Annotated in this window: 28 protein-coding genes and 2 tRNA genes; 6 read left to right on the plus strand and 24 right to left on the minus strand. The window is 56.1% G+C overall.

The features are described 5' to 3' along the window. Position 1: 1 nt before the first annotated feature. The 4 genes from ACZ5SR_RS11215 to ACZ5SR_RS11230 form a co-directional block, all read right to left on the minus strand. Positions 2-994, minus strand: a complete 993-nt coding sequence (locus tag ACZ5SR_RS11215) for an NAD-dependent 4,6-dehydratase LegB (protein WP_464448760.1) — start codon at positions 992-994, stop codon at positions 2-4. Next, the gene (locus tag ACZ5SR_RS11220) at positions 991-1,356 is read right to left on the minus strand and encodes a MarR family EPS-associated transcriptional regulator (protein WP_464448761.1); all 366 of its coding nucleotides are present in this window, start codon (positions 1,354-1,356) and stop codon (positions 991-993) included. The genes ACZ5SR_RS11215 and ACZ5SR_RS11220 overlap by 4 nt, the downstream gene beginning before the upstream one ends. Before the next feature lie 140 nt (positions 1,357-1,496). Next, on the minus strand, positions 1,497-2,447 hold the full coding sequence (locus tag ACZ5SR_RS11225; protein WP_464448415.1) for an IS30 family transposase: 951 nt from the start codon (positions 2,445-2,447) through the stop codon (positions 1,497-1,499). Positions 2,448-2,647: 200 nt separating this feature from the next. Beyond that, complete coding sequence (locus ACZ5SR_RS11230; RefSeq protein ID WP_464448762.1) at positions 2,648-3,013, minus strand: DUF6876 family protein; 366 nt, start codon at positions 3,011-3,013, stop codon at positions 2,648-2,650. A 161-nt stretch (positions 3,014-3,174) separates the two neighbouring features. Between ACZ5SR_RS11230 and ACZ5SR_RS11235 the strand changes: the two genes are divergently transcribed. Beyond that, on the plus strand, positions 3,175-4,203 hold the full coding sequence (locus ACZ5SR_RS11235; protein WP_464448763.1) for a tyrosine-type recombinase/integrase: 1,029 nt from the start codon (positions 3,175-3,177) through the stop codon (positions 4,201-4,203). Positions 4,204-4,662: 459 nt separating this feature from the next. Here ACZ5SR_RS11235 and ACZ5SR_RS11240 read toward each other — a convergent pair whose 3' ends face one another. The 4 genes from ACZ5SR_RS11240 to ACZ5SR_RS11255 all read right to left on the minus strand — a co-directional run bounded on the left by ACZ5SR_RS11240 (position 4,663) and on the right by ACZ5SR_RS11255 (position 6,629). Next, positions 4,663-4,905: a hypothetical protein gene (locus ACZ5SR_RS11240; RefSeq protein WP_464448764.1), complete on the minus strand. Its 243-nt coding sequence runs from the start codon at positions 4,903-4,905 to the stop codon at positions 4,663-4,665. Further along, on the minus strand, positions 4,902-5,531 hold the full coding sequence (locus ACZ5SR_RS11245; protein WP_464448765.1) for a response regulator transcription factor: 630 nt from the start codon (positions 5,529-5,531) through the stop codon (positions 4,902-4,904). Before ACZ5SR_RS11245 ends, ACZ5SR_RS11240 begins: the two co-directional genes overlap by 4 nt. Before the next feature lie 538 nt (positions 5,532-6,069). Beyond that, positions 6,070-6,146: transfer RNA gene (locus ACZ5SR_RS11250), tRNA-Pro, on the minus strand. A 33-nt stretch (positions 6,147-6,179) separates the two neighbouring features. Continuing rightward, complete coding sequence (locus ACZ5SR_RS11255) at positions 6,180-6,629, minus strand: MerR family transcriptional regulator (RefSeq protein WP_464448766.1); 450 nt, start codon at positions 6,627-6,629, stop codon at positions 6,180-6,182. A gap of 1,363 nt (positions 6,630-7,992) precedes the next feature. Here ACZ5SR_RS11255 and ACZ5SR_RS11260 point away from each other — a divergent pair. Beyond that, entirely contained in the window at positions 7,993-8,121 is a 129-nt protein-coding gene (locus ACZ5SR_RS11260; RefSeq protein ID WP_464448767.1) for a hypothetical protein, read from the plus strand. A gap of 27 nt (positions 8,122-8,148) precedes the next feature. Here ACZ5SR_RS11260 and ACZ5SR_RS11265 read toward each other — a convergent pair whose 3' ends face one another. From ACZ5SR_RS11265 to merT, 3 genes are read right to left on the minus strand one after another with little or no spacing between them, the layout of a single operon-like run. After that, the gene (locus tag ACZ5SR_RS11265; protein WP_464448768.1) at positions 8,149-8,370 is read right to left on the minus strand and encodes a GDCCVxC domain-containing (seleno)protein; all 222 of its coding nucleotides are present in this window, start codon (positions 8,368-8,370) and stop codon (positions 8,149-8,151) included. Beyond that, a complete protein-coding gene (merP, locus tag ACZ5SR_RS11270; protein ID WP_464448769.1) occupies positions 8,367-8,651 on the minus strand; it encodes a mercury resistance system periplasmic binding protein MerP in 285 nt (94 codons plus the stop codon). The genes ACZ5SR_RS11265 and merP overlap by 4 nt, the downstream gene beginning before the upstream one ends. A 12-nt stretch (positions 8,652-8,663) precedes the next feature. Further along, the gene (merT, locus tag ACZ5SR_RS11275; RefSeq protein ID WP_464448770.1) at positions 8,664-9,044 is read right to left on the minus strand and encodes a mercuric ion transporter MerT; all 381 of its coding nucleotides are present in this window, start codon (positions 9,042-9,044) and stop codon (positions 8,664-8,666) included. A 42-nt stretch (positions 9,045-9,086) separates the two neighbouring features. Here merT and merR point away from each other — a divergent pair, with 42 nt between their 5' ends. Continuing rightward, positions 9,087-9,494 (plus strand): Hg(II)-responsive transcriptional regulator, encoded by a 408-nt coding sequence (gene merR, locus ACZ5SR_RS11280; RefSeq protein ID WP_464448771.1) that lies wholly within the window; start codon positions 9,087-9,089, stop codon positions 9,492-9,494. 201 nt (positions 9,495-9,695) lie between these two features. On the opposite strand, the gene ACZ5SR_RS11285 is transcribed toward merR, so the two are convergent. The 11 genes from ACZ5SR_RS11285 to uvrB form a co-directional block, all read right to left on the minus strand. Beyond that, the gene (locus tag ACZ5SR_RS11285) at positions 9,696-10,694 is read right to left on the minus strand and encodes a tyrosine-type recombinase/integrase (protein ID WP_464448772.1); all 999 of its coding nucleotides are present in this window, start codon (positions 10,692-10,694) and stop codon (positions 9,696-9,698) included. 90 nt (positions 10,695-10,784) lie between these two features. Beyond that, positions 10,785-10,859: transfer RNA gene (locus ACZ5SR_RS11290), tRNA-Val, on the minus strand. Between the two features lie 105 nt (positions 10,860-10,964). Next, positions 10,965-11,678 carry a DNA polymerase III subunit epsilon gene (dnaQ, locus tag ACZ5SR_RS11295; protein ID WP_464448773.1) on the minus strand — a complete coding sequence of 238 codons (714 nt, stop codon included), beginning with the start codon at positions 11,676-11,678 and terminating at the stop codon, positions 10,965-10,967. A 20-nt stretch (positions 11,679-11,698) separates the two neighbouring features. Next, the gene (fdx, locus tag ACZ5SR_RS11300; RefSeq protein ID WP_464448774.1) at positions 11,699-12,037 is read right to left on the minus strand and encodes an ISC system 2Fe-2S type ferredoxin; all 339 of its coding nucleotides are present in this window, start codon (positions 12,035-12,037) and stop codon (positions 11,699-11,701) included. 31 nt (positions 12,038-12,068) lie between these two features. Next, positions 12,069-13,934, minus strand: coding sequence for a Fe-S protein assembly chaperone HscA (hscA, locus tag ACZ5SR_RS11305; protein ID WP_464448775.1), 1,866 nt, complete (start codon positions 13,932-13,934; stop codon positions 12,069-12,071). 16 nt (positions 13,935-13,950) lie between these two features. After that, complete coding sequence (hscB, locus tag ACZ5SR_RS11310) at positions 13,951-14,466, minus strand: Fe-S protein assembly co-chaperone HscB (protein WP_464451043.1); 516 nt, start codon at positions 14,464-14,466, stop codon at positions 13,951-13,953. Positions 14,467-14,480: 14 nt separating this feature from the next. Further along, positions 14,481-14,804 (minus strand): iron-sulfur cluster assembly protein IscA, encoded by a 324-nt coding sequence (gene iscA / locus ACZ5SR_RS11315; RefSeq protein WP_019425275.1) that lies wholly within the window; start codon positions 14,802-14,804, stop codon positions 14,481-14,483. A gap of 1 nt (position 14,805) precedes the next feature. Then, positions 14,806-15,192, minus strand: a complete 387-nt coding sequence (iscU, locus tag ACZ5SR_RS11320; RefSeq protein ID WP_300707671.1) for a Fe-S cluster assembly scaffold IscU — start codon at positions 15,190-15,192, stop codon at positions 14,806-14,808. 122 nt (positions 15,193-15,314) lie between these two features. Then, positions 15,315-16,532 (minus strand): IscS subfamily cysteine desulfurase, encoded by a 1,218-nt coding sequence (locus ACZ5SR_RS11325; protein WP_464448776.1) that lies wholly within the window; start codon positions 16,530-16,532, stop codon positions 15,315-15,317. Between the two features lie 19 nt (positions 16,533-16,551). Next, positions 16,552-17,088 (minus strand): Fe-S cluster assembly transcriptional regulator IscR, encoded by a 537-nt coding sequence (gene iscR, locus ACZ5SR_RS11330; RefSeq protein ID WP_464448777.1) that lies wholly within the window; start codon positions 17,086-17,088, stop codon positions 16,552-16,554. Between the two features lie 114 nt (positions 17,089-17,202). Then, positions 17,203-19,329 carry an excinuclease ABC subunit UvrB gene (uvrB, locus tag ACZ5SR_RS11335; protein ID WP_464451044.1) on the minus strand — a complete coding sequence of 709 codons (2,127 nt, stop codon included), beginning with the start codon at positions 19,327-19,329 and terminating at the stop codon, positions 17,203-17,205. Positions 19,330-19,448: 119 nt separating this feature from the next. Here uvrB and ACZ5SR_RS11340 point away from each other — a divergent pair, with 119 nt between their 5' ends. The 3 genes from ACZ5SR_RS11340 to rsxB all read left to right on the plus strand — a co-directional run bounded on the left by ACZ5SR_RS11340 (position 19,449) and on the right by rsxB (position 22,965). Beyond that, positions 19,449-20,645, plus strand: a complete 1,197-nt coding sequence (locus ACZ5SR_RS11340; protein WP_464448778.1) for an amino acid aminotransferase — start codon at positions 19,449-19,451, stop codon at positions 20,643-20,645. 158 nt (positions 20,646-20,803) lie between these two features. Continuing rightward, a complete protein-coding gene (locus ACZ5SR_RS11345; protein WP_464448779.1) occupies positions 20,804-22,270 on the plus strand; it encodes a polyhydroxyalkanoate depolymerase in 1,467 nt (488 codons plus the stop codon). A gap of 5 nt (positions 22,271-22,275) precedes the next feature. After that, positions 22,276-22,965 (plus strand): electron transport complex subunit RsxB, encoded by a 690-nt coding sequence (rsxB, locus tag ACZ5SR_RS11350; RefSeq protein ID WP_464448780.1) that lies wholly within the window; start codon positions 22,276-22,278, stop codon positions 22,963-22,965. 25 nt (positions 22,966-22,990) lie between these two features. Here the strand turns inward: rsxB and ACZ5SR_RS11355 are convergent, their stop codons facing one another. Both ACZ5SR_RS11355 and ACZ5SR_RS11360 read right to left on the minus strand, forming a co-directional pair. Next, the gene (locus tag ACZ5SR_RS11355; RefSeq protein WP_464448781.1) at positions 22,991-23,470 is read right to left on the minus strand and encodes a VOC family protein; all 480 of its coding nucleotides are present in this window, start codon (positions 23,468-23,470) and stop codon (positions 22,991-22,993) included. After that, complete coding sequence (locus ACZ5SR_RS11360) at positions 23,471-25,519, minus strand: acetyl-CoA carboxylase biotin carboxylase subunit (RefSeq protein WP_464448782.1); 2,049 nt, start codon at positions 25,517-25,519, stop codon at positions 23,471-23,473. It abuts the gene before it with no gap. Positions 25,520-25,528 lie beyond the last annotated feature (9 nt).

Below are 25,528 nucleotides of genomic sequence, written 5' to 3' on the forward strand. Positions count from 1 at the left end.
CTCAAACGTTGTAGATGTCGGCTTTGTACTTCCGGAGATTGTCCGGATTGGTAAACCAATCGACTGTGGCCTGCAGCCCGGCGCGGATATCGAAACTCGGCTTAAAGCCAGTCATGGCTTGTATCTTAGTGTTATCGCACCACAGGCGGAAGACCTCCGACTTCTCTGGGCGGATACGCTGCTCGTCGGCAAGGAATTCGACATCGCTGCCCATCAGCTCACGGATCAGCGCCAAGGTGTCGCCGACGGAAATTTCGTAATTAGAGCCAATGTTGACGGTCTCGCCGATGGCCGCGTCAAAACGAGCCAGTTCTAGAAAACCGCGACAGGTGTCCAGCACGTAGTTGAAGTCGCGTGTTGGCGAGACGTCGCCTAGCTTGATCTGCTTCTTGCCGTTAGCGATCTGCGTGATGATGGTAGGGATCACTGCGCGCGCCGACTGACGTGGTCCGTAGGTATTGAACGGACGCGCGATAGTAACCGGCAGATTGAAAGCATTGAAGAAACTCATTGCCATCGCGTCAGCGCCGATCTTGGATGCGCTGTAGGGCGACTGTGGTTGCAACGGATGTTTTTCGTCGATTGGTACGTACTGTGCAGTGCCATAAACCTCGCTGGTGGAAGTGTGGATCACGCGTTTAACGCCATTTTCCATTGCCGCTTGGCAGATATTGAGCGTGCCCTTGATATTGGTGTCAACGTAACTATCGGGTGCAATATAAGAGTAAGGAATCGCGATCAGTGCAGCCAGATGAAAAACAATGTCTACATCTTTGGTGATGTGTTTGCAGTAATGTGGGTCGCGCACATCACCATTCAGGACGTCAATCTGGTCGCGACATTCAATATCTTCTAGCCAGCCCCAGTGGTTAAATGAGTTGTACTGCGACAGGGCTTTGACTTTGTAGCCCTCTCGAACGAGAAGTTCGGTTAAATGGGAGCCGATAAAACCATCAGCACCTGTTACCAAAACTGATTCTTGCTTTTTAGTCATGCTTGATGAATTCCTTTTTTGTCATCACCACCCGCCTCCAACTTTAGTGCCTCAATTTCCATCTTCAGCGCTTCGTACTCTGCCATCTTGCGTCTCAAGAAGCGACTGGTCAGAGCCATCTTTTCGGCAATACCTTGTGGGGTGAGCACATAGATGTAGCCAAATTTGTTTTTGCTTTGGCTAAAGTTTTGCACCTTGACCAGGCCTTTGTCGATAAGCGCCTTAAGGCAGTAGTTGAGCCCGCTGGTGCTAATGCCCAACTGCTGGGCGATTTCGCGCTGGGTGAGGTCGGGGTTGGCCTGCAACATGCGCAACACCCTAAAGTCGGTGTATTCTTGCAGCTGGGCGCGGCGGGTGGTCATGTTTTTTTGGGTTTGCGTGCTGGTTAGCAGGCTTTTGGCACGCTACCGCCATGCTGTGTCACGGTCAGCAAGCGCGGTGGGCATGTTTGCGCGGGGCAAACGTTTTGTGCGAATTTTAATTTATTATTATATTGGTGGATTCAAGGACGAAGTGCAACACGGTTCAACGAGGCGTGAAACACCTCGTATGGCGTCTTGAATCCGAGCCGCTTTCTGGGCCGGTGATTCAATCTGTTTTCGATCATAGTCAACTCCTCATCGGTGACAGTTTCCATGCGCCGCTTTTTGGGAATGTATTGGCGCAGCAAACCATTGAAGTTCTCGTTGCTGCCGCGCTGCCAGCTGCAATACGGATCGGCAAAGTAAGTCTGGATGCCAAGGGCCTGATCGATGGCCTGGTGATCGGCAAACTCCTTGCCGTTGTCCACCGTCAAGGTCTTCACCCGTGAGTTCACGGGCTTGAGCTTGGCTTCAATGGCCCGGCCCACCAAATCGGCAGACTTGTTGGGCACTTTGGCCAGCACAGCAAAGCCACTCTTGCGTTCTACCAGTGTCACGATGGCTTGTTTGTGAGCCGCGCCAATGACGGTATCTCCCTCCCAGTGGCCCACTTGCTTGCGATCTTCAATGTGACTTGGTCTCTCGCTGATCGGGCGGCGGTTCGGGATCTGGCCACGCCTGTCACGCCCGCACAGGTGGCGTTTGCGCCGGGGCTTTTGGCTGCGCAGGTGCGTGTGTAAATCACCACCGGCAGCCTTGTTCGCATAGACATGCAAATAGACGCTCTCATGGCTGACCGCCACCTTGCCTGCAATCTGCTCGGGGCTCCATTGAATGCCCAGGTAGAAATCCACATCGGACCAGACCTTGGAATCTACACGGCGGGCATTACGGCTGCGCTGTGCTCGCTCAGACGCCTTGGCGCAGGCTTGTTCGGCGCGGTAGCCACGCTGGCCACGACCACGGCTGAGTTCGCGGCTGATGGTGCTGCGGTTCCTGCCCAGGGATCGGGCAATCTCGCTAATGGTCTGTTTGGCTTTCAAAAGGCTGTGAATTTGGTATCGTTCTTCTCGGCTGAGGTGCTTGTACATCTGGCAACTTGGACTTGGCGGTTTGAGTGGCCATGATGCCTTGACATCCTCAGCCACCCATCACCGGGTTCATCTTTGTTGCACCTCGTACTTGAATCCGCCATTTCACATAAGGGTTTATTCGAAGGGTTTTGTACTGCGACGCAAAAATATTAGCCAAAAAGATAGGCTTCTGACGAGGGGCTGACGAAATCTGACATTTAGTATTCGCTGGGCAGCATGATCACCCAGTGTTGTCCGTCCCAGCACGCGTAAAGCTCAATGCTGCTGAGCGGGAAGTCGGTATAGGCAATCTCTTGTCGGGCGTGTTCGTGGCCGTTGCCATCTTCATAGATCATCACCGCCCTGCTTTGCTGAACTTGTAGCTTGATGAGCACGAACCAGTCTTGGGTGCCAATTTCATCTAGATGGCTGGCAGCAGCGTCCATAAGCCAATAGGCGCCCGCAGCTTCAGCCAGGTATTTGGTACCATCGGTGAGCAGGTGTTTTCGGGTAATGCGGTAGTAAGCTGTGGTGCCAGTAAAGTAGCTCAGCTGGCTGGCATCAAATTGTGTGGGTGCGTCCATAAAACCGTTTTCCTATGTGTATGCACACAGTGTGTTTTCGGACCAGGGGTTTGGGCAACCAGAATGGTGGTGAAACCCGAGCAAGTGGCGGGTTTCAGGTTGCTCTTTTGAGAGGCTGACGCTAGCGTGTAGCTCAATTACGTCTGTTTGTTTGACGATTCATGAAAGAGCTAGTAGCCGTAGAGTCCACAGATGAGCTATTGATTCTTTCCCAGCGGAGAGTACGTCTCCACGGCATTGAATTCGACGAAGATTTTTTGTCGGCACTTGTAGCTAAACATCTGACCAAAAAGCGGTGGCAAACAAAGCCCAGGTTTTCAGACGCCTACGATATTTACATGCGAGAAAACCCGTCTGCACATCGGCGCAAGTTTCGCATTGTTGCTCAGCATGCGTATTCGCTTTTTGTGAGCCAGTTTGGCGATGTAACCCTAGACGACCTGCGCCATGCACACATTACCCAATTTAGGGACTGTCAGCTGGCACGTGGCCTACACCCTAACAGCGTGAGGCGGCATATCAACATGCTCAACGCCATGATAAACATGGCTTTTAAACATTTGGACATTGATCGGCTCAGCCCATTTCGCGGCTTATACATTCGTGGTGAAGGAGAGCTATCCAGAACTATTGCGCCGATAAGCCTTGATCACCTGCGCAAGGTCAAGGCCCATTTGCTTGACCACCCCATTGAGTCAAGGCTTGCGGCACTCATTCAGCTCAACACGGGCATGCGTATTTCAGAACCTGTGCTAGCACGGCTTGAAGACTTGGTGCTGGACCACGACATCCCTCATTTGTGGGTAAGGCCTAACCAACTGACAAAGCGGAAAACACAAGCCAGTATTCGCTGCGTGCCTTTGCTAGGTGCATCGCTTGATGCGGCTAAAGAGCTTTACCGCCGTTCCACAAAGCAAAAGAGTGAGTGGCTGATTCCGCAATACGCAACCGAGATTGGCAACACGTCTTGTGCTGCCACGCTAAACAAGTACATGCGCCACTTGGGCTTCAGAACGCACATGTTTAGACATGCGTTTATTGATCGACTCAAGGCCTGCGGCGATATACCCGTGCCCATCGCCGAGGCCATTACCGGGCATGGAAGAAACACCTCTGACTTTGCCCACTACGGGTCTGTGGGCTATACGCTGGAGCAGAAAAAGGCGGTGATTGAGCGTATTTTGATTTGAGTCTCATTGCAATTCAGCCGTTATGAATTGCACACATATTCCACAGTTTTAGTCTTTTAGCTGCTGACTTTGACCGATCGTTACGCTCACGAAAGCGTACATAGTCAAAACAATTCTTGTTGCAACGAAATGTTGATTTCATAAGCCCTTCAGGCTTGTTAACTCAACGATCAAGTGCTCTCGAAAACACAAAATCTTGACTGTTTTTCGAGATTGTTTCATAATGAAACTTTTAGTCAATTACACGAAATATTACACAAACTGATTTTTAAGATATAAGTCATTGATTTTTAACGGTTTTTCTACGTCCGAGTTTTCTGTTAATCCGTAGGTCCCTGGTTCGAGCCCAGGTTGAGGAGCCAAAAAGACAAGCCCCTGCAAGTGATTGCAGGGGCTTTTTCTTTGACCTAAAAATTCAACGCTCACACCCTTGGGGCGCACGGGCTCACGGATTCAAAATCACTTGTGAGGATCTGACACATTGTTTCGCATCTGCAATTTCTTGATCAGTTTTCGCCCCAAATGCGCCTTGATGGCCGGGGAGTAGAACAAGGAATCCCCACCGCTCTCCAGTTGCAGCAACTGTGCATGAGAGATCGCGTTTTCGATGGCAAAGCGAGAGGAGTCCAGATGAGCTTCCTCCCTGAGCTTTTGCAGCTCAGCGGCTTCTTCATCGGACCATGGCTCCCAAGATGTGTTCATGTCTCCAACACTCTGGGATCAAGTCCTTTGCACAAGGACAGCAAATCGGACAACTGTGGTGCCTGCATTTTTTGCAAGACGTTGGCACGGTGTTTCTTGGCCGTGTCAGGAAGGATATCCAGATGCTCGGAAATCCCTTTGTTCGTGTGACCTTCCAGCATCAAGGCAAACACATCACGCTCTCGCGCACTCAAAGACAGCCATTTGCGACGGATCTCATTTTTTTGGATGAATGCTTGACGATTCAAGGTGTCCTGCGCCAAACCTCGCTCAATCGCGTTGATGAGCGCCTGAATTTGAAACGGCTTCCATAAAAACTCGATGGGTTGCCCCTTCATGGCCTGAATGATTTCTTCAGATTGGCTTTCACCACTGATGAAGATGATGGGGGTCTGTCTTCCCAGTGCCCTCATCTTGTCTTGCAGATCCACGCCAGACATATGGGGCATACGCACATCCAGCACCAAGACGGCCGGAGAGATGTCCAGTGAGTGAGCCCAAAAAGCTTGCGCACTGTCATAACCCTCAACGGTATAGCCCATCTGCCGAAGCAGATCGGTCAAATAAAAACGGATGTCTGGGTTGTCATCGACAACATAGACATGACCGCAGCTTGAGGTGCTCATTCGAACTTATAAAAATATCAGACTCGCCAATACTAAGCAGGGAAGCAAGCACTGCCTATCCCCTTTTAGGGATATCCCACCATTGTGGACCCACAACACCTCAAAACCGAAGGGAATTTTCCGAAAAAATTTGAGGAAATTTGTTGGCAATCATGGGTCTGATCGCTTTTGGTGAGAAGCAAAAAAACAGCAGATGGAAAATTATGGTTTCACATACTTCACACTGAATAAAAACAAAATATTTATAAAAAATCAATTTATTAATAAATCAATCAAATTACCCATATCAATACAACGCGGCATGCTGTCAATGGACGCGCATTCACTGGCGGGGCAATACCTGCGGCATGCCCTGGCAGTGGTGATCAGAGAGCTCAAGCCCTGAGCACGTTGATGGGGCAAGCCAGTTATTGCGGCTTGCCTGGATGACTCACCAGAGGGGTTGGGCATAAGGCGCGTGAGCCGTTGATGCAAAGTTGCACGCACCAAAGCAAAAGGCCACCAACTGTTCCCAGTTGGTGGCCTTTGTACGATCAATTGGTCGGCGTGGCGGGATTCGAACTCGCGACCCCTTGCACCCCATGCAAGTGCGCTACCAGGCTGCGCTACACGCCGACAAGCTTCGAATTATAACCAGATAAATCACCCTCAAAGGGTCAGCAAGGCACGAATTGCAACCAACTCGTTGTGCAGCGTTGCGCTGTGTGCGCCTGCTTCGGCAAATTCAATGTCTGCAGCAGAGAATGTTTCGGCTGAAACGCCATTCAATGCGCCTGTCATGGAAGCTGCATAGCCTGATTCGATGGCGTTGGATGAACCGTTTTGCACTTGGCGGTCCGTTTGCACCAGTTCTTGCAATCTGTTGCGTGCACCACTGATGGTGAAACCTTGGTCATACAGCAAGTCACGTATGCGCCGAATCATCAGGACTTCGTGGTGCTGGTAATAACGGCGATTGCCGCGACGCTTGACCGGTCGAAGCTGTGTAAATTCCTGCTCCCAATAGCGCAACACATGCGGTTTGACACCGCACAACTCACCCACTTCACCGATCGTGAAATAGCGTTTGGCAGGGATGGAAGGAAGCGGACTGTCCATGAACGACAACAAGTTACGTGGAAAACCTTGTAGCTTACTGCAACTGACCCAGTTAAGTCCACACGAATTGCATCCATCAGAAAAGTGGCAAAACAAAACAAAAAAGCACTTGAGATTTCTCTCAAGTGCTTTTTGAACCGGGAATTTTGGTGGGCAGTACAAGTTTCGAACTTGTGACCCCTGCAGTGTGAAAACGCCAACATTTCACCCTTTTCCCCTTTAAAAACAACAACTTAGCTGTTTTCAACAGGGTCAAAGTAGTATACTTGTAGTATACCCATGTAATTATAAAGTGATATTAGAATTTCACTTCTGTGACGCCAGCTGTAAACCAGTGTCATTTCTTTTTACGGTGCTGCTTTTTTAAGCACCTCTCACATAGTCATTGTGGCTCAGAGATGGCTCAATGTATATAGATTTTTTGTGGCGAGCGGCCAATGTATATAAAGTTTCGCGCAGCAGACCGGCAATGTGCATAGAGTTTTGGTCCGCACTGGCCAATGTATATAAAGTTTTGATGGCGACCATTGAGCACCCTCTTTCTATGAGTTGGGCACCGCAAGATGTCGATTGATTTGTGCGCGCCCGATCCAAAGTCAGTGTGCGGAATTTGATTACAGTTAAATCGTCGAAACAATTCCACAGCTTTGATCAAGTGTCATTTCTTTTTACGCTGAGACTTTTCGAGCCACAACTTTCAAGCGAGTCACAGGTAGAGCCGTCGCTCAAAGTGCATGAAATTTGGGATTTAAACCTCGCTCTTTACGCTGGAGCAAAAGCGTGATGTGCTGTAAAAATGGTGTTATGGAAATTGTAGTTTTTGTAACGAAAATATAGTTCAGGCCAATCGAGACTGAGTTGAAAGGTCTGTCCTTAGCTGCTCAACACGAGATCGGTATTGGTCACAGCTGTCCATCTCATTAACTTCAAGATAGGTCTCCATTCTTTTCATCTTGCGTTCAGCAGGCGGCTGACTGAAATAGGTGACTCCGCACCTGAAGCCAGTGGTAGCTGAGTCAGAGATCAATAAATTACTGCATGACTGGCAAGACTTCTGCATGGCTTTGTCTAAAAATTTTGTCTATAAATATTACCCTACAAGGCGGCACTTCAAACCACCCCTGCCGCCAAGCCGTTTCGTCCTTGGCACTGCCCCAAACCTCTAGAAAGTTTTATAACCCATTGTGACTCTATCGCTCGTACTCGTGAGATCAGATTTTGGGGATGACTGGAATGCAGCGAGAGCAGTCATCAGCTCAGGTCAGCTGGCAGTCTCCTGTCGGCCATGATCTGCCATTCACGAATGACCGTTCTCCAAACTTAAATTTATAAGCACCGAGCTGCATCGGTAGCCGAAATCGCCGTGGCCGAAGACATATACCTAGCGCAGTTGCGCCACTTGCTGCGACTGACTCACTTGGCACCGGAGGTCGTGGCACGGCTGGCGGATTCGTCCAGCGTAGTGCTTGAGAAAGTGATGCGCCGCGCCTGAATCAACGGCTGGAGTGATCAATAGCGATCATCCGCTACAGCAACTGCCTTTGCCTCGCTCCTGGATGGGCGGGCACGGCACCGTGCCGTAGGAGCAGTACACGCAGCAGTCACCTGGCTTCGGCTTGAGCACAGCGTGGCACTGCTCGCATTCGTAGAACCACTGGCAGGCATCGGTGGGCATGGTTTCAAGCTTGGTGTGACCGCATTCGGGACAGGTCAGCTTCGACTCCAGGATCACGGCGTTCATTTGACCGCACCCACCACGGTCGATGGATAACCCGACTCCTTGGTCGCGCGCGTCAGCGCTTCGACGCTGGTCTTAATGTCATCGAAGGTCACGTTGGCCTCGCGCCTGTCCAGGCTCACCTCGATCTTGCTGACACCGGACACCTGGGTCAACGCCTTCTTGACGGTGATCGGGCAGGTGGCGCAGTTCATGCCGGGTACGGACAGTGTGACGGTCTGGGTGGTAGCCCACAAGGGTGAGGACAGGGCCGCCAGCGTGGACAGCGCAATGAGCTTCTTCATGGCAGTTTCCTTTCAATAGAACCAGGGCGCGATCAGCGGGAACCCGAGTGCGAGAACGACCAGTGCCACCACGACCCAAAACAACAGCTTGTAACTGCGGTTGACCGATGGCACTGCGCAGACCTGCCCCGGTGCGCAATCGGTGGCCGGTCGCCAGATGCGGCGGCAGGCGAAGAAAAGCGCCACCATCGCCGCCCCGATAAACAGAGGCTGATAGGGTTCGAGCAGCGTCAGGTTGCTGATCCAAGCGCCGGAAACACCGAGCGTGACCAGCACCAGGGGGCCGAGGCAGCAGGTGGAGGCCAGGGTGGCAGAAAGACCGCCGATCAGTAGAGCACCGCGTCCGCTGCTGCGGTCCTTCACGTCAGAATCACTTGGGGAATCTGGTTTCATAGGTTAATCTTACTTCTGTACTTAAGTACGGAGTCAAGCGCCATGAATCCATCTGCCGAAACCCTGACCATCGGAGTCCTGGCCGAGACCGCCGGGGTGAACGTCGAGACGATCCGCTTCTATCAGCGCAAGGGTCTGATGCAGAAGCCCGACCGGCCTTTGGGCGGCATCCGCCGTTACGGGGAAGCGGACCAGGCTCGCGTGCGCTTCATCAAGTCGGCTCAGCGGCTGGGGTTCAGTCTCGACGAGGTTGCGGATTTGCTCAAACTGGAGGATGGGGCGCACTGCACTGAGGCCCGTGAGCAGGCCGAGCACAAGTTGGCCGACGTGCGCGCCCGGCTTGCCGATCTGCAACGGATCGAAGGTGCGCTGCAGGGGCTCGTAGAGCGTTGCTGCGCTACGCGAGGGGGGGTGAAGTGCCCACTCATTGCAACGCTGCAAGTGTCTTGACGAATCACCGCAGGACGGCCAGCACTCAGTAACATTTTCCTCAACAGATGTCCCGTCCGACCGGGTGAGTTCATCTATGACTGCTATAGGTTAAAGAATCTGGAGGCATGGATTTCCGCTTTGGGTCGGTTTCTGCCGGTCTTCGACCTGCCATGAACGACGGCCACCAGCCTGAAGAGGACACCTGATCGCGCTTTATTTTCAATCCTGGTCTGCACTTGCGACGCAATATTCACCGAAGGACCATGTAGGGTTGAGCTTCGCTGTTGAAGCACTGACCGATTGCCACCGTGCTCGCTGCGCATCTTGAAGTGACATGTGGTCCAAGTGACCATACCTACGCATCAACATTGTCTGATCCCGATGCCCGAGAATTTGCGAGGCAACTCCAACACCCACGCCATTTCTCAACAGCGATGCAGCGACCCAATGTCGGATGTCATGCACGCGCAAATCTGGACGTTGCAACATGCCGGTCATGCTGCTCCACTTCTTTCGATAGCAAATCGGCGTGATTCCGTTCTTCCCCGCAAAGATCAATCGATCCCCAGAACCCGCAGTCAGTGCAGGCTTCAAACGTTTGGCCAATGCCATAGTTTCGGGCGTAAAAAACAGTGTTCGCGAATCACCGTTTTTGGTCCTTGGCACGATGAGTTTTCCGCCTGCGATATCAAGCTCTTCCCATGACCTTTCAAGCACCTCACTCTTGCGTGCGCCAGAGTCCACCAGCATCCAAACGAACAGCGTGAACAAGCGGTCTCTGCCCATTTTTGCAGCCAAGCGCAAAGACAAAATATCCTGCTCTGACGATGCCACATACCGAATTTTTTCCTCGAAGCGCTTGACGGCAAGTGTGGGAGAGATAAATCCTCTGGGAGCCATCCGACGATTCACAACAGCCCATCTATAGACTTGTCCCAAGGCACCAATGTCTCTGTTGACTGTGGAAGTTGCATAGCCTGATTCGACCAACGCCTCTGCTGCCTTTTGCAGCCGTTCACTGGAAATGGACCATGCCGATTCGTGGCCGAAACCATGGACTGGATCGCACCATTTTCTGAGCCGCAGCTCCAGTTCAAGACGGGGTTTTGCAAGCGAATGCGCTTGGACCAGTTCAGCCAACGTGACGTCAACAGGAACGAAAAATGAAGCCGCATCAGCTGCAGCTTTCAGATCGATGGGGTGTTTGAATTTGCGCATGAGGTTTCCTAGAACACTGCCTTAGAAAACCTAAAACAAGTGTGAAGAAAACCCTAACAGCCGTTGATTTGGAAGAGGAAATTCCAAAAGTGGTGGGCGATGCAAGTTTCGAACTTGCGACCCCTGCAGTGTGAATGCAGTGCTCTACCCCTGAGCTAACCGCCCTTACGCCTTACAGCGAAGATCGCAATTATGGCATAAAAAATACAGCCGTTGACCCGCGTTTTCTAAAAAATCAAGGGGGTATCTGGCCCGTCTTGACGATACCAATCAAGCGGCTTGGTGCGCACGCCAGACGGTTTTGCCACCACTGGACTTGTCCAACTGAGCCAACACATCGTCATGTGCGGCCAACTCTTGGGCATTGGCAGGCAACACGGGCAAGACAAAGGTGCTCAAGTCCACTTGCACCACCATTTGCTGCGCACCGTTGGTTGCGGCATCCCCCGCATCGATCGACAAAGCCTCTTGGCCGCGCGTCATGTTGATATAAACATCGGCCAGCAACTCGGCGTCGAGCAAAGCGCCGTGCAAGGTGCGTCCGGAGTTGTCGACTTCAAGGCGGTCACACAGCGAGTCAAGGCTGTTGCGCTTGCCAGGGAACATTTCCTTGGCCATGGCCAAGGTGTCGATGACGTTGCTGACGTAAGCCTTGAGCGGTTTTTTGCCCACGCGCTCGAGCTCTTTGTTCAAAAAGCCGACGTCGAACGCGGCGTTGTGGATGATCAGTTCCGCATCACTCAGGTAGTCGAGGATGTCGTCGGCCAGCTGGGCAAACTTGGGCTTGTCACGCAGAAACTCGTTGCTGATGCCGTGGACTTTGAGCGCGTCTTCGTGGCTGTCGCGCTCAGGGTTGAAATAGAAATGCAGGTTCTTGCCGGTGAGCTTGCGGGCATACAGCTCCACACAACCCAGCTCGATGATGCGGTCGCCGCCTTCGGCTGAGAGGCCTGTGGTTTCGGTGTCCAGAACGATTTGGCGCATGTCTTTTCGCTTCCGTCTGTTCAGTGGTTTTCTTTGGCGTGATTGACCGTGTAGCGGGGGATCTCGATCACCAGATCGCTTTTGGCCACAAAGGCCTGGCAGCTCAAGCGCGAGTTGGGCTCCAGACCCCAGGCGCGGTCGAGCAGGTCTTCCTCGGTTTCTTCCATCTCATTGAGGCTCTTGAAGCCTTCACGCACCACCACGTGGCAGGTGGTGCAAGCGGCGCTCATGTCGCAAGCGTGTTCGATGTTGATGTGGTTGTCGAGCAGGGCTTCGCAGATGCTGGTGCCCGCAGGCGCGGTGATTTCTGCACCGTTGGGGCAGTATTCGGCGTGGGGCAGGATTTTGATGACGGGCATAGGGGTCTTTGAATTCGGTACAGGGCAGACTTTACAAGGACTGGATATTTTGGCCAGACAGCGCCTTTTGGATGCTGTGGTTCATGCGCTCGGCGGCAAAGGCTTCGGTGCCCTTGGCCAGGGCTTGAGTGCAGTCTTCCAATGCCTTGGCATCTTGTTCGGTTTGGATGGCCGCCTGCAAGGTGGCCATCAGAGCGTCGATGCTGGCACGCTCGGTATCGCGCAGCAATTGACCGTCGGCGGCCAAGGCGCTGCGCGTGGCCAGCAGCATGCGGTCGGCATCCACGCGGGCTTCCACCAGCGCACGGGCTTTCATGTCGGCCTGGGCAGTGGTAAAGCTCTCTTGCAGCATGGTGGCGATCTGGTCGTCGCTCAGGCCATACGAAGGCTTGACGTCAATGCGCGCCTCCACACCACTGATTTGTTCTTTGGCCCCCACGCTCAGCAAACCATCGGCATCCACTGTGAAGGTCACTCGGATGCGGGCCGCGCCTGCGGCCATGGGCGGGATGCCACGCAACTCAAAGCGGGCCAGGCTGCGGCAGTCTTGGACCAAGTCACGCTCACCCTGCACCACATGCAGCGCAAGGGCCGTCTGGCCATCTTGGTAAGTGGTGAAGTCTTGCGCCATGGCGGTGGGGATGGTCTGGTTGCGCGGGATGATGCGCTCGACCAAACCGCCCATGGTCTCGATGCCCAGCGACAGCGGGATCACATCGAGCAGCAGCAACTCGCCAGCGGCGTTGTTGCCTGCCAGTTGGTTGGCCTGGATGGCCGCCCCCAGAGCCACGACTTCGTCGGGGTTGAGGTTGTTGAGCGGAGCCTGGCCAAAAAAGTCGGCCACGGCCTGCTGGATTTGCGGCATGCGGGTGGAGCCGCCCACCATGACCACGCCTTGCACATCGTCCTTGCTCAGCTGGGCATCGCGCAAGGCTTTGCGCACGGCGGTGATGCAGCGAGCCGTCAGGGCTTGGGTGGCTTGCTCAAAATCTGCGCGGCCGATGGATGCCGACAGGCTGCCTGTGGACAAGGCGGCATTCAGGGTGACCGCATCGGCGGTGGTGAGTGCTTCTTTGGCGGCGCGGGCCGCCGCCTTGAGCACGGTTTTGTCTTCGGCCGTGACCGCTTGTAGGCCAGGCTGGCGGGCCATGGCGGCATCGGCCAAGGCTTGGTCGTAATCGTCACCGCCCAATGCGGAGTCGCCGCCGGTGGACAAAACTTCGAACACGCCCTGTGTCAGGCGCAAGATGGAAATGTCAAAGGTGCCACCGCCTAAATCGAACACAGCGTAAACGCCTTCGCTGGCGTTGTCGAGGCCATAGGCAATGGCCGCTGCGGTGGGTTCGTTGATCAGGCGCAGCACGTTCAGGCCCGCCAGTTGCGCGGCGTCTTTGGTGGCTTGGCGCTGGGCGTCGTCAAAGTAAGCGGGCACGGTGATCACTGCACCATACAGGTCGTCGTTGAAGGTGTCTTCGGCTCGGTAGCGCAGCGTGGCCAAAATTTCGGCGCTGACCTCAACGGGCGACTTGGGGCCTTGCACGGTTTGGATGCTGAGCATGCCTTGCTCGCTCGCGGTGAATTCGTAAGGCAGTTTGCTTCGGTCGGCAATGTCGTTCAGGCCACGCCCCATGAAGCGCTTGACCGAGGCGATGGTGTTGACCGGGTCGCTGGCGGCGGACTGCACCGCGTCAAAACCTATCTGGCGGCCTTGGCCAGGCATGAAACGCACTACCGACGGCAGGATCACACGACCATCGTCGTCAGGCAAACATTCGGACACGCCGTTGCGCACCGAAGCCACCAGCGAGTGCGTGGTGCCCAAGTCGATGCCCACGGCAATGCGGCGTTGGTGGGGGTCGGGCGACTGGCCCGGTTCAGAAATCTGCAGTAACGCCATGGTCAATCAGGGGAGGTCAGGTCAATCGGTCGAGTTTAGCGTTCACTTCTTGCGTGAAGCGCTCAATGAACATGAGCGCCCTCACCTGCCCCACGGCTTGCGCGGGGTCTTTGGCTACATCCAGCAAATCGCCCAGCGTTTGCTGCACACGGCGCTGCTCGGCAGCCACCTCGTCGGCCAGAGCTTCAAGGCCTTGGGCACTGCCCGTGTCTTCCAGGCTTTCACGCCATTCCATTTGCTGCATCAAGAACGCTGGAGGCATGGCCGTGTTGTTTTCGGCCTGCACGGGCGCGCCTTGCAGTTCGCACAAATAGGCCGCGCGTTTGAGCGGATCTTTCAGGCGCTGATACGCCTCGTTGATGCGCACCGACCACTGCATGGCGATGCGCTGTGCTGCGGCGCCTTCTGCCGCAAAGCGGTCGGGGTGGGCTTCGCGCTGCAAGGCTTTCCAGCGGGCGTCGAGTTGAGCGCGGTCCTGTGCGTACTGCACGGGCACATCAAACAACTCAAAGTCGTTGGCTTGGAGCGAGATCACACGCTAGGAACTCAGACGCGGAAGGACTCACCGCAACCGCAGCGGTCACGCTCGTTGGGGTTATTGAAGCGGAAACCTTCGTTCAGGCCTTCGCGCACAAAGTCGAGCTCGGTGCCGTCGATGTAGGCCAAGCTTTTCGGGTCCACCAACACCTTGACGCCGTGGCCTTCAAAGACCACGTCTTCCGGCGCAATCTCGTCCACGTATTCCAGCTTGTAGGCCAAGCCCGAGCAACCTGTGGTCTTGACCCCCAGACGCACACCGACACCCGAGCCGCGTTTGGCAAGATACCGGGTCACATGCCGAGCTGCGGCAGCAGACAGTGAGATGGCCATGTCAGTTCAGGTGTTTCTTTTTGTAGTCGTCCACAGCGGCCTTGATGGCGTCTTCGGCCAGGATGGAGCAGTGGATCTTCACGGGCGGCAACGCCAGCTCTTCGGCAATTTCGCTGTTCTTCAGGGCCGCTGCCTCGTCCAGCGTCTTGCCCTTCACCCACTCGGTCACGAGTGAGCTGGATGCGATGGCCGAGCCGCAGCCGTAGGTCTTAAAACGTGCGTCTTCGATCACGCCGGTGGTCGGGTTGACCTTGATTTGCAGCTTCATCACGTCGCCGCAAGCCGGTGCACCGACCATGCCGGTACCCACGTCTTCGTCGCCCTTGTCGAACGAGCCGACATTGCGGGGGTTTTCGTAGTGGTCAACCACTTTTTCAGAATAAGCCATTTCAATTCTCCTTAATTTAGGTCGCTGAGCCCAAAGGGTTCAGGGCGCGAAGCGTTGTCGAAAACAGTGCTTTACACGGCAAGACAACGCGACAAAGCCCTGGGCCGTTTGGGCGACGCGGCTCAGTGGGCAGCCCACTGGATCGTGCTCAAGTCGATGCCGTCTTGGTGCATTTCCCACAAGGGGCTCAAGTCGCGCAGCTTGGCCACGTTCTCGCGGATGGTTTTGATCGCGTAGTCGATGTCTTCTTCGGTGGTCCAGCGGCCAATCGTCATGCGCAAGCTGCTGTGGGCCAACTCGTCGCTGCGGCCCAAAGCGCGCAACACATAGCTGGGCTCCAAACTGGCCGAGGTGCAGGCCGAACCGGACGAGACCGCCAGGCCCTTGATGCCCATGATCAGCGATTCGCCTTCGACGAAGTTGAAGCTCATGTTGATGTTGTGCGGCACGCGCTGGGTGGCGTGGCCGTTCAAAAACACCTGCTCCATATCACTGAGGCCTGCAATCAAGCGGTCGTGCAAGGCACGCGCCTTGGCGTTGTCTTGCGCCATCTCGAGCTTGGCAATGCGGAACGCCTCGCCCATGCCCACGCACTGGTGGGTGGGCAAGGTGCCCGAACGCATGCCGCGCTCGTGACCGCCGCCGTGCATTTGCGCTTCCAGGCGAATGCGGGGCTTGCGGCGCACATACAAAGCGCCAATGCCTTTGGGGCCATAGGTTTTGTGCGAGGCCAGGCTCATCAAATCGATGGGCAACTGGGTCATGTCGATCTCGACCTTGCCAGTGGCTTGGGCCGCATCAACGTGGAAGATGATGCCTTTTTCGCGGCACAGGTTACCAATGGCGGTCACGTCCTGGATCACACCGATTTCGTTGTTCACGAACATCACACTGATCAAAATGGTGTCAGGGCGAATCGCGGCTTTGAGCGCGTCCATGCTCAGCAAACCATCGTCTTGCACATCGAGGTAAGTCACTTCAAAGCCTTGACGCTCCAGCTCGCGCATGGTGTCGAGCACGGCCTTGTGTTCGGTCTTGACCGTGATCAGGTGCTTGCCGCGTGACTTGTAAAAGTGCGCTGCGCCTTTGATGGCCAGGTTGTTCGATTCGGTGGCACCGCTGGTCCAGACGATTTCGCGCGGGTCGGCACCGATCAGATCACCCACTTGCTCACGGGCTTTTTCAACGGCGGCTTCGGCTTCCCAGCCCCAGGCGTGGGTGCGTGATGCGGGGTTGCCAAAGTGCTCACGCAACCAAGGAATGATGGCGTCCACCACGCGGGGGTCGCAGGGGTTGGTCGCGCCGTAGTCGAGGTAAATGGGGAAGTGAGGCGTGGTCATGGTGGTTTTTCTTTTTGAATCAGGATTTGGCAAACATATTGCCCAAGTCGAACACCGAGTTGGGCACATTCACGCGGATCGGTTGGCTGATCGGCATGGGGGCAATGGCGCGCTTGAGGCTGGGTTTGTTTTCAACGATCAGGCCCTTGGCCAATTGGTCATCCACCAACTTTTGTAAAGAGACGGAATCCAGAAACTCCACCATTTTGGAGTTCAAGGAGGCCCACAGGTCGTGCGTCATGCATCGGCCATCGCCGCCGTTGCAATTTTCTTTACCGCCGCAATGGGTGGCGTCGATGGGCTCGTCGACCGACAAAATGATGTCAGCCACGGTGATGTCGGTGGATTTGCGCCCCAGGGTGTATCCGCCGCCGGGGCCACGGGTGGACTCGACCAGGTTATGGCGGCGCAGTTTGCCGAACAGCTGTTCCAGATAGGACAGAGAAATCTGTTGGCGCTGGCTGATGGCGGCCAAGGTCACTGGGCCGGCGTCTTGGCGCAAGGCCAGATCGATCATGGCGGTGACGGCAAAACGGCCTTTGGTGGTTAAACGCATGGCAGACTCCTGAAGTGTGTGGGGGCTTGGTCAGAGACCCCCCAAAGTGGGTTCCCGACTAAACGAGTCAAGTATAAACCAATCCCGATCAAATCACTCGGGTTATAGGGTTATTCAAGCTCGGATCAGCGGCACGATGTTGTCGCCGCCAGTGGCCCCAAACGCCTGCTCTTTGAGGATGCTCAGCTGGTCTCGCACCTGAGCGGCTTTTTCGAACTCCAGGTTGCGGGCATGTTCCATCATTTGCTTTTCGAGCTGCTTGATGGCCCGGGCGATGTCTTTTTCGCTCATGTCCTCGACCTTGGCCTTTTGCATGGCCGCTTGTTCCAGTCGCTCGGCTTCTTTGCCCGACTTTTCGCTGTACACGCCGTCGATCAGGTCCTTGACCTTTTTGACAATGCTCTTGGGCGTGATGCCCATGGCCTCGTTGTGGGCCAGTTGTTTGATGCGCCGCCGTTCGGTCTCGCCCATGGCTTTTTTCATGGACTCGGTGATGCGGTCGGCGTACAAAATGGCGCGCCCATTCAGGTTGCGCGCCGCTCGGCCAATGGTCTGGATCAGGCTGCGCTCGGCACGCAAGAAGCCTTCTTTGTCGGCATCCAAAATGGCGACCAGCGACACCTCGGGAATGTCCAGGCCCTCGCGCAGCAAGTTGATGCCCACCAGCACATCAAAAGCGCCTAAGCGCAGGTCACGCAAAATTTCCACCCGCTCCACGGTGTCCACGTCGCTGTGCAGGTAGCGCACTTTCACGCCGTTGTCGCTCAGGTAGTCGGTCAGCTGTTCGGCCATGCGTTTGGTGAGCGTGGTGATCAGCACCCGCTCGTGCTTGTCGACCCGAATACGGATCTCCTGCAGCACGTCGTCCACCTGATGCGTGGCGGGGCGCACCTCGACCTGCGGGTCGACCAAACCCGTGGGGCGCACCACCTGCTCGACCACTTTGCCCGAATGCGTTTTTTCATAGTCGGCGGGGGTGGCCGAAACAAAAATGCACTGGCGCATGCGTTTTTCAAACTCTTCAAACTTGAGCGGGCGGTTGTCCAGCGCACTGGGCAGGCGAAAGCCGTATTCCACCAGCGTGGTTTTGCGCGCTTTGTCGCCGTTGTACATGGCGTTGAGCTGGCCAATCATCTGGTGGCTCTCGTCCAAAAACATGATGGCGTCGGGCGGCATGTAGTCGGTCAAGGTGCTGGGCGGATCACCCGGGGCTGCGCCCGACAAATGGCGTGTGTAGTTTTCAATGCCTTTGCAGTGCCCCACTTCGGACAGCATTTCCAGGTCAAACCGGGTGCGCTGCTCCAAGCGCTGCGCCTCGACCAGCTTGCCCATACCCACCAGCTCCTTCAGGCGCTGGGCCAGTTCCACCTTGATGGTTTCCACCGCCGCTAACACTTTGTCGCGCGGCGTCACATAGTGGCTGGACGGGTAGACCGTGAAGCGCGGTATTTTTTGCCGAATGCGCCCGGTGAGCGGGTCAAACAGCTGCAGGCTCTCGATTTCGTCGTCAAACAGCTCAATGCGGATCGCCAACTCCGAGTGTTCGGCCGGAAACACGTCGATGGTGTCGCCGCGCACCCGGAACTTGCCTCGACTGAACTCCATGTCGTTGCGCTGGTACTGCATGCGTATCAGCTGGGCGATCACGTCGCGCTGACCCAACTTGTCCCCGGTGCGCAGCGTCATGATCATGCGGTGGTAGCTCTCGGGCTCGCCAATGCCATAAATGGCCGACACCGTAGCCACGATCACCACATCGCGCCGCTCCATGATGCTTTTAGTGCAAGACAGCCGCATCTGCTCGATGTGTTCGTTGATCGCCGAGTCTTTTTCGATGAACAGATCGCGCTGAGGCACATAGGCTTCGGGCTGGTAATAGTCGTAGTAGCTGACGAAGTACTCGACTGCGTTCTTGGGGAAAAACTCGCGGAACTCGCTGTACAGCTGGGCCGCCAGCGTCTTGTTGGGCGCAAACACAATGGCGGGCCGCCCCAGCTGGGCGATGACGTTGGCCATGGTGAAGGTCTTGCCCGAGCCGGTCACGCCCAGCAGGGTTTGGAACACCTCGCCGTCGTGCACCCCCTCGACCAACTGCTCAATCGCCACGGGTTGGTCACCCGCAGGCGGGTAAGGCTGATACAGTTCAAAAGGTGAGCCGGGGTAGCTGATGAACTTCCCCTCAGCGTACTTGTCTGCATCAGACACAACTTCAACAACAGGGACTTCAGGCACGGTGGACATTTTTCTGATGACCGCCGGGTCAAACCAGGCGGCGGGGGCCGTTAAAATCAGGGACAACCCGAAAGCCTAACCGAGGAACGGGTTTCCTGCCACCACTGAACACAATCCAAGGACTTTCCATGTCTCTGTTTTCCGCCGTCGAAATGGCCCCCCGCGACCCGATTCTGGGTCTGAACGAGCAATACAACGCCGACACCAACCCCAACAAGGTGAACCTGGGCGTGGGCGTTTACTTCGACGACAACGGCAAACTGCCCCTGCTGCAGTGCGTGCAAGCGGCCGAAAAAACCATGATGGCCACCCCCACTGCGCGTGGCTACCTGCCCATCGACGGCATCGTGGCCTATGACAACGCCGTCAAGGCGCTGGTCTTTGGCGCTGAGTCTGACGTGGTCAAGTCGGGCCGTGTGTCCACCGTGCAGGCCATTGGCGGCACGGGCGGCCTGAAGATCGGTGCCGACTTCTTGAAGAAAGTCAGCCCCAACGCCAAAGTGTTGATTTCTGACCCCAGCTGGGAAAACCACCGCGCCATCTTCGTGAACGCTGGTTTTGAAGTGGGTTCGTACGCGTATTACGACGCCGAAAAGCGTGGCGTGAACTTCGACGGCATGCTGGCCAGCCTGAACGCTGCGGCCGCGGGGACCATCGTGGTGCTGCACGCTTGCTGCCACAACCCCACCGGCTACGACATCACCGATGCCCAGTGGGACCAGGTCATCGCTGTTGTCAAGGCCAAGGGCCTGACAGCCTTCCTGGACATGGCCTACCAAGGCTTTGGCCATGGCATCACCGAAGACGGCGCGGTGATCGGCAAATTTGTGGCTGCGGGCCTGAACATCTTTGTTTCGACCTCTTTCTCCAAGAGCTTCAGCCTGTATGGCGAACGCGTGGGCGCCCTGTCTGTGGTGGCTTCTGACAAAGAAGAAGCCTCGCGCGTGTTGTCGCAGCTCAAAATCGCGATCCGCACCAACTACTCCAACCCGCCCATCCACGGCGGCGCGGTGGTCGCGGCCGTGCTGAACAACCCCGAACTGCGTGCCCAATGGGAAAGCGAATTGGCCGAAATGCGCGTGCGCATCAAGGCCATGCGCCAAAAACTGGTGGACAGCCTCAAGGCCGCTGGCGTGAAGCAAGACATGAGCTTCATCACCACCCAGATCGGCATGTTCAGCTATTCGGGCCTCACCAAGGACCAAATGGTGCGCCTGCGCAGCGAGTTTGGTGTGTATGGCACCGACACCGGCCGCATGTGCGTGGCTGCGCTCAACAGCAAAAACATCGACTACGTCTGCGCCTCGATCGCCAAAGTCGTCTGACTTGACTGACATCCGGCTTGCAACCGCCCCTGACGGGGCGGTTTCTTTTTGGGCGGTCCGGAAGGTGACTGTCAATTAGGGGGCAAACTCAAAAAATACCGCTTGGTCTCCTGTAGTATTGCTGCAGCGCACCATTTTGTTGCAAGGGAAACTGTCACATGCTTTATCAGATTTTTGAAACTCAACGCTCGATCATGGAGCCTTTTTCCGATCTGGCCCAAGCAGCAGCCAAGCTTTACAGCAACCCCCTGAACCCCATGGCTCAAACGCCGCTGGCACAACGTGTGTCGGCAGGCTACGCCTTGATGCACCGTTTGGGCAAAGACTACGAGAAACCAGCGTTCGGCATCCAGACCGTGAAGGTCAACAAGACCGATGTGGCCATCCACGAACGCATCGAGATCGACAAGCCTTTTTGCGAACTGCGCCGTTTCAAGCGTTTCTCGGACGACACCGCGACGCTGACCCAGCTCAAGGCACAGCCTGCAGTGTTGATCGTGGCCCCTTTGTCGGGTCACTACGCCACCTTGCTGCGCGACACCGTCAAGACCATGCTGAAAGACCACAAGGTCTACATCACCGACTGGAAAAATGCCCGGCTGGTGCCGTTGACGGATGGCGAGTTCCACCTGGACGACTACATCAACTATGTGCAGGAATTCATCCGCCACATCCAGTCCATCTATGGCCACTGCCATGTGGTGAGCGTGTGCCAGCCGACCGTGCCAGTTTTGGCTGCGGTGTCGCTCATGGCCAGCCGTGGTGAAAAGACCCCGCTGACCATGACCATGATGGGCGGCCCTATCGATGCGCGCAAGTCGCCCACTTCGGTGAACAACCTGGCCACCAACAAGAGCTTTGAGTGGTTCGAGAACAACGTGATTTACCGCGTCCCGCCAAACTTCCCAGGCGCAGGCCGTCGTGTCTACCCCGGCTTTTTGCAGTACACCGGCTTCGTGGCCATGAACCCTGACCGCCATGCCACCAGCCATTACGACTTTTTCAAAGACCTGATCAAGGGTGACGACGCCAGCGCCGAAGCTCACCGCAAGTTCTATGACGAGTACAACGCGGTGCTGGACATGGACGCCGATTACTACCTTGAGACCATCGCCACCGTGTTCCAGGACTTCAAACTGGTCAACGGGACTTGGGACGTCAAAGGCGTCGATGGCAAAGTCGAGCGCGTGCGCCCTCAAGACATCAAGGGCACCGCGCTCATGACGGTCGAAGGCGAGCTGGACGACATTTCTGGCTCGGGCCAGACCCGCGCGGCACAAGACCTCTGCAGCGGCGTGCCCGCCAGCGAGCGCCAGCACCTGGAAGTGCCCGGCGCAGGCCATTACGGCATCTTCAGTGGCCGCCGCTGGCGCGACATCGTGTACCCGCAGCTGGTCAAGTTCATCCAGAGCCACGCACCCAAAGCGGCTGCCAAAGGTTCTGCAACTGCCCAGCCCAAGTTGACCAACCCGGCAGCCAAAAAAGCGGTGAAGTCCAAACCCCAGCAAGTGGTGGTGAAGACAGCCAGCAAGCCCGTGGCCAAAGCCTCCAGCAAAACCGCTGCAGTCACCAAGCCCAAGGCCACTGTCAAAACCGCTTGGGTTGAGCCCAAGAAAAAAGCCTGAGGCCCATGCCCGCTTCTCCCAGAACAGCGCCTGAGACCCAGGCGCTTTTTCTATTGCTCAACGACGCCCTGCCCCAAACCCAGTGCACACGTTGCGGCTTCCCCGATTGCGCCAGCTATGCCCGCGCCATGGCCCAAGAGCAAACGCCGATCAACCAATGCCCGCCGGGTGGACAAGCGGGCATTGAACGTCTGGCTGCATTGACGGGCCAGCCGGTGATCCCACTGAACCCCGAACACGGCCAAGAGGGGCCACGCCATGTGGCCATCATTGACGAGGCTTGGTGCATCGGCTGCACGCTGTGCATCAAGGCTTGTCCGACCGATGCGATTTTGGGGGCCAACAAGATGATGCACACCGTGATCGAGCCTTGGTGCACGGGGTGTGAGCTGTGCATTCCAGTCTGCCCGGTGGACTGTATCCAACTCGAAAACATGACTGGCGAACAAACCGGCTGGGCCGCTTGGTCCGCGCAGCAAGCCGATACCGCACGCGGGCGCTATGCTTCTCGTCAACAGCGTTTGGTACGCGAGCAAGCCGAGCACCAAAAGCACTTACAAACCAAAGCCGAACACAAACTGGCCGATTTGGCCGAACACACCAAAGGCACCGAGAATGCGCCCGAAGTGGACCGCAAGCGCGCCATCATCGAAGCGGCACTGGCCAAAGCAAAAGCCCGCCAAGCTGGAGCCTGACGGGCTTTTTTCAGAACAGCATGCCTTAGTGCGACGCAGCCAAAGCTGCAAACGCCTTGACCACCTCGGGTGGCGCCTGCACCAACTCGATCAACACCCCCTCGCCGCCAATCGGGAACTCTTCGTTCGCCTTGGGGTGCAAAAACGTGATGTCAAAACCGGCCGCGCCCTTGCGGATGCCGCCGGGCGCAAAGCGCACGCCTTGCGCCGTGAGCCACTCCACGGCCACAGGCAGGTCGTCGATCCACAGACCAATGTGGTTGAGGGGCGTGGTGTGCACGGCAGGCTTTTTGTCGGGGTCCAGCGGTTGCATCAGATCGACCTCGACCTTGAAGGGGCCAGTGCCGATGGCGCAGATGTCTTCGTCCACGTTCTCGCGTTCGCTTTTGAAGGTGCCGGTGACCTCCAGGCCAAACATATCGACCCAGAGCTTTTGCAGGCGTGATTTATCAGGTCCACCGATGGCGATTTGCTGGACGCCCAGCACTTTGAAGGGGCGTGTCATTTATTCGAACTCCACAATCATTTGGTCCACCGTCAGCGATTCGCCTTTTGCAGCGACCACTTTCTTCACAACGCCGTCTTGCGCCGCAAAGAGCACGTTTTCCATCTTCATGGCTTCGATCACGGCCACGCGCTCACCGGCTTGAACCTTCTGGCCTGGCTGCACCGCCACATCGACCAAAAGGCCTGGCATGGGTGACAGCACAAAACGGCTCAGGTCAGGTGGTGCTTTGTAAGGCATCAGCTTGTGCAACTCAGCCATGCGCGGCGACATCACCAACGCTTCGATGCGGGTGCCGTTGTGCTGCACTTGCAGGGCCAGCGGATTCTTCAGAGTGCCGCGTTCGATTTGCGCCGTGAACGGCTTGCCATTGCAAGTGCCTTCGATGCGGATGTCGTTCAAGCGCGAGTTGCTCTCGATGGCGTAGGTTTTGCCTTCCACTGTGATTTGTGCCACACCAGGCCTGCCGGTGAATTCGTCCACATGCACAGACACATAGCGGTTGTTGCCGCCCTGCCCCAGCTCGACCACGGCATAGTCTTGGCCAATCTTGACGTCGTAACCGGGCAACTGACCACTGAGGTTGGCTGCGCGTTGACGCGACTTGCGGCGCACGAATGCGGCCAAGGCTGCCAAAAAGTCGTGGTCGTCGTGCGGCACGTCTTCGGCGCGGAAGCCTTTGCTGTATTGCTCGGCAATGAAGCCGGTGTTGAAGTCACCCGACACAAAGCGCGGGTGGGCCAACAACGCGGCTTGGAAGGGAATGTTGGAGCTGATGCCACGAATGACAAAACCATTCAGGGCTTCGCGCATTTTGGCGATCGCGTCGTTGCGGTCTTTGCCGTGCACGATGAGCTTGGCGATCATCGAGTCGTAGAACATCGGAATCTCGCCGCCGTCTTGCACGCCGGTGTCCACGCGCACGCCATACAGGTCAGCCGTGTTGGCCTGGAACATGGTTTGGTGCGGCGTCTGGAAACGGACCAAACGGCCTGTGGACGGCAAGAAGTTGCGGAAGGGGTCCTCGGCATTGATGCGGCACTCGATGGCCCAGCCATTGCGCTGCACGTCTTTTTGTCCAATCGGCAGTTTTTCGCCAGCGGCCACGCGGATCATCATCTCGACCAAGTCGAGACCGGTGATGGCTTCCGTCACGGGGTGCTCCACCTGCAAACGGGTGTTCATCTCCAGGAAGTAGAAGCTCTGGTCTTTGCCGACCACGAATTCGACCGTACCAGCAGACTGGTATTTCACCGCCTTGGCCAGTTGCACGGCTTGTTCGCCCATGGCTTTGCGGGTGGCTTCAGAGATGAAAGGCGATGGCGCCTCTTCAATCACTTTCTGGTGGCGGCGCTGGATGGAGCACTCGCGCTCGTTCAAATAAATCACGTTGCCGTGGCTGTCGCCCAGCACCTGGATTTCGATGTGGCGAGGCTCTTCGACAAACTTCTCGATGAACACGCGGTCATCACCAAAACTGTTGCGCGCTTCGTTGCGGCACGAGGTGAAACCTTCAAAGGCTTCCTTGTCATTGAAGGCCACACGCAGGCCTTTGCCGCCGCCGCCCGCAGACGCTTTGATCATCACGGGGTAACCGATGCCCTTGGCGATTTCGACCGCTTTTTCTGCGGTTTCAATCGCGTCGTTCACGCCAGGGATGCAGTTCACGCCCGCAGCGCCTGCCAGCTTCTTGGACTCGATCTTGTCGCCCATGGCAGCAATCGAGAAGTGGCGTGGGCCGATGAAGGCAATGCCCTCGTCTTCGCAGCGCTTGGAGAACTCGGCATTCTCGCTCAGGAAGCCGTAGCCAGGGTGAATGGCTTGTGCGCCCGTGGCCTTGGCTGCCGCAATGATTTTGTCGGCCACCAAGTACGACTCACGCGAAGCCGCTGGGCCAATCAACACCGCCTCGTCGGCCAGCATGACATGGCGGGCCTCTTTGTCGGCTTCGGAGTAAACGGCCACAGTTTGAATGCCCATTTTTTGGGCGGTGGCGATGACACGGCAGGCGATTTCGCCGCGGTTGGCAATCAGGATTTTGGTAAACATCTTGTTCTT

Source organism: Limnohabitans sp. TEGF002 (genome assembly GCF_055395845.1).